Here is a 3,257-nt window from a genome sequence, read left to right as displayed (position 1 = left end):
TAATTCCGCCGTAATGGCGATCGCTAAAGACCATTCCCGCATTAATCATCGGAGTGCGATCGGCGGGTACTACCGACCAACAATAACATTCCATATCGATAAATTTCAATAATTTCGGGTCTTTAATATATTTTCTGGCCAGATCTCCCGCATTTTGGGCTAAATACTTGACCAATCCCAAACAGGATAAAGGATGCTGGAAAAAAACCCTAGTCAGATAGCGGGGTTCTTCCAACGATAGTAAATCCATACTATTGAGGCAATTAAACACCTGCCAGCATTCATCGTAAAAGCGCCGGATACCGGTTTTTTCTGCGGGAAAATGGCTAATTAATTCCTGTAAAAATTGTTCGTAGTCGCGATGAACTTTTAGGTCTAATCCGTCCGGGAGATGATAATGGATCTGGACGGGATCGGCAATGGTTTCGATACTCATATCCACCGCTGCCAAAGCCTTGGTTAAGAGGTTAGTCGTCCCCTTTTTGCCAAAACCAAAAATCATCGAAGCACCCACATCAAAACGATAACCCTCTCGTTCAAAATAACCCGCGCTGCCCCCCGGAATCAGATAACTCTCTAAAACTAAGACTTTTGCCCCTTTTGCCGCTAATTGCGTCGCTGTCACCAATCCCCCGATTCCCGACCCAATCACGATCGCATCGTACTGATTACTCATAACTTTAGTTGATAAATTTTTGTGTCAATTCTTGATTGTAACCTTGACTAGCGGTGATTTATCGGCTAGTTTGCGGGAGCAGAAAATTTTTGGGGAGAGATGAAAAGTTGGTAAAAGGAAAAAAAGTCTTGACAAATCCCGCCACTTGACATAATTGGGTTTGGGTGATATCATCTCCGGAAAGACAGGTAGCGCTACTGTTATAAAAAATATTGGCTCTTCTTGTTTCTGTGTGGAAGGGAGAAGAATAGGGGGAATTTTCCAGAAATATATTCTTCAAAGCCCTGCCTAGCAAGACTCGTCCGAATAATAAGCACTGATTATCGCACAAAGTCGAGAGGAGCTAAGTAAATTTACCGTAAGATTAATTAATCAATTGGATAATGTATAGAAAACTGGCCAACAAAATCCTTAAATTAGCTAATTCCCTATCTAGGTCATCGAAGCGATCTCTTTTAATTGTCACCGATTGCCTGATTTTTTGTCTGACCATCTATCTAGCCTTCTCTCTCAGGTTTAATCTTAGCCTCGAATATGAGCAAATTAGACCTTTTTTAGGGCAAATATTGGGATTAATTGCCGTTAAAACTCTAGTTTTCTCTCTCAAAGGCATTTACAGTCCCGTAGTACGTTATACAGGCTTAGAGTTTCTTTCCTCCGTGCTGCAAGCAGTCCTCTATAGTTCAGGGGTTTTAATCAGTATTGCCTACTTTCAAGGGGATGCCTTTTTGCCGCGTTCAGTCCTGATTATCGACGCATTGTTAACCCTAGTATTGGTTATTGGGATCAGATTGTTGATTCGTTCTGTCTTTCACCGTCTGAATATTTACGTCAGTAGTGTGGATAGGGAACCGACAATTGTTATCTATGGTGCGGGGATTGTGGGTTGTCAATTAGCACGTTCCCTACAAAATGACCCCCACTATCGTTTATTGGCCTTTGTTGATGATAATCCCGATTTGCAGCACCGAGTGATCCAAGGCTTTAGGGTTTATCCCCCCTCTCAATTGGCACTACTGCACCAAAAAACAGCCTTTGACTGGGTTGTTCTCGCTATTCCGAACCTAGACAAGGCCAGAAAGCGGCAAATCATCGAAAGTCTAGAAACTTTACCCATCGTCATTAAAACTGTCCCTCCCCTCTCAAAAATTTTATCGGGAGAAGCGACCATCAATCAGATTCGCAGTGTCGATGTCTCGGAATTATTAGGACGGGAAGAAATTCTACCCCATCCCGAACTTTTGGGAAAAAATGTCACTGGTAAAGCGGTGTTAGTCACCGGGGGTGGCGGTTCCATCGGTTCGGAATTATGCCGACAAATCGCCTTCCTCAAGCCAAAATGCTTGGTAATCTACGAATTAAACGAGTTTTCCCTCTACAAAATCGATCTCGATTTAAGTGAAAATTATAGGGATTTACGCAAGTATGCCTATCTAGGCAATGTTCTCGACCGCAATCATCTAGACCGGGTCATCCAACAACACCAGATTGAGACAATTTATCACACTGCCGCCTATAAGCACGTTCCCCTTGTGGAAGCCAATGCTAGTCAGGGGGTTTACACTAATGTTTGGGGGACTTTAAATGTCGCTCAGATCGCGATCGAGAATTCAGTTAGTAATTTAGTTCTTATTTCCACCGATAAGGCCGTCAGACCGACTAACATTATGGGGGCCAGCAAACGCTGTGCTGAGTTAGTCGTGCAAGCTTTGGCCGCTTTACCCGACAGTTCCACCTGTTGCGCTATCGTCCGCTTTGGCAATGTTCTCGATAGTAGCGGTTCCGTGGTGCCGCGTTTCCGGGAACAAATCGCCCAACGTAAGAATATTACCCTCACCCATCGCGATATTATTCGCTATTTTATGTCTATTCCAGAGGCGGTGCGTTTGGTTATACAAGCAGGAGCCATGGCCCGAGGGGGTGAGGTATTCCTGTTAGATATGGGTGAACCGGTAAGAATTTACGATTTGGCCCTACAGATGATTCGTTTAAGTGGCTTGGAATTAGGGCAAGATATCGATATTGAAATCACGGGATTAAGACCGGGGGAAAAACTCTACGAAGAATTATTAATCGATACCGGTAAAGCTCGTCCCACCGCTCACCCAAAGATTTTTTGCGCTAATGAACACTTTCTTGCTTGGGAAAAATTACAAATCAAATTAGAGCAATTGCTTAATTCTATTCAAGTTAATGACCGTCAGGGCTTAGTTAGGTCCCTACAAGATTTAGTTCCCGAATACCGTCCCCCGCAGCAAATAGCCAGTAGTTTGTCAAGTAAAAAGTAAAAAAGAGGAGTTTTACTTCTCCTCTTGTTGCCAAAATTTATTAATCTAATTGAACCGAATGCTTTTGTTTTAATTGCTTTTGGATAGTTTTTACCGTCTGCTCAATTTTATTGATCCCGCGAGAAGAAGGGCGATTTACTCTATCAGCTAGAGGAGAAGTTTGTTGAATAGCAATGCTTAAATAAAGGGGAAAAGCGAGGGTAAAGGCTAAAAAAAGACGTTGTAACATGATCCACTCCCACAAAAGTTTTTCAGCGATTATTCTAGCCGGCTGAAACTTTTACCAGAATAAC

General features: G+C 42.8%; 4 protein-coding genes. 1 reads left to right on the top strand and 3 read right to left on the bottom strand.

Translation table 11 applies throughout. The features are described from left to right. Together PX484_RS12360 and PX484_RS12355 are read right to left on the bottom strand one after the other, a co-directional pair. Positions 1-676, bottom strand: a 676-nt coding sequence (locus PX484_RS12360; protein WP_288104063.1) for an NAD(P)-binding protein, incomplete at its 3' end; no start/stop codon positions are given. Between the two features lie 58 nt (positions 677-734). Next, entirely contained in the window at positions 735-956 is a 222-nt protein-coding gene (locus PX484_RS12355; protein ID WP_287765801.1) for a hypothetical protein, read from the bottom strand. Positions 957-1,059: 103 nt separating this feature from the next. On the opposite strand from PX484_RS12355, the gene PX484_RS12350 reads away from it, so the two are divergent. Further along, the gene (locus PX484_RS12350; RefSeq protein WP_288104061.1) at positions 1,060-2,964 is read left to right on the top strand and encodes a polysaccharide biosynthesis protein; all 1,905 of its coding nucleotides are present in this window, start codon (positions 1,060-1,062) and stop codon (positions 2,962-2,964) included. Between the two features lie 40 nt (positions 2,965-3,004). On the opposite strand, the gene PX484_RS12345 is transcribed toward PX484_RS12350, so the two are convergent. Next, positions 3,005-3,193, bottom strand: coding sequence for a hypothetical protein (locus PX484_RS12345; RefSeq protein ID WP_002801713.1), 189 nt, complete (start codon positions 3,191-3,193; stop codon positions 3,005-3,007). Between the last annotated feature and the right edge of the window lie 64 nt (positions 3,194-3,257).

Source organism: Microcystis sp. M49636_WE2, assembly GCF_030065375.1.
Classification (GTDB): domain Bacteria; phylum Cyanobacteriota; class Cyanobacteriia; order Cyanobacteriales; family Microcystaceae; genus Microcystis; species Microcystis aeruginosa_C.
This window is presented reverse-complemented; position numbering and strand designations above follow the sequence as displayed.

What these genes read in the sequence shown, in the direction of transcription:
- PX484_RS12350 (WP_288104061.1), top strand. Translation starts at nt 1,060, where the DNA reads ATGTATAGAAAACTGGCCAACAAAATCCTTAAATTAGCTAATTCCCTA.
- PX484_RS12345 (WP_002801713.1), bottom strand. Translation starts at nt 3,193, where the DNA reads ATGTTACAACGTCTTTTTTTAGCCTTTACCCTCGCTTTTCCCCTTTAT.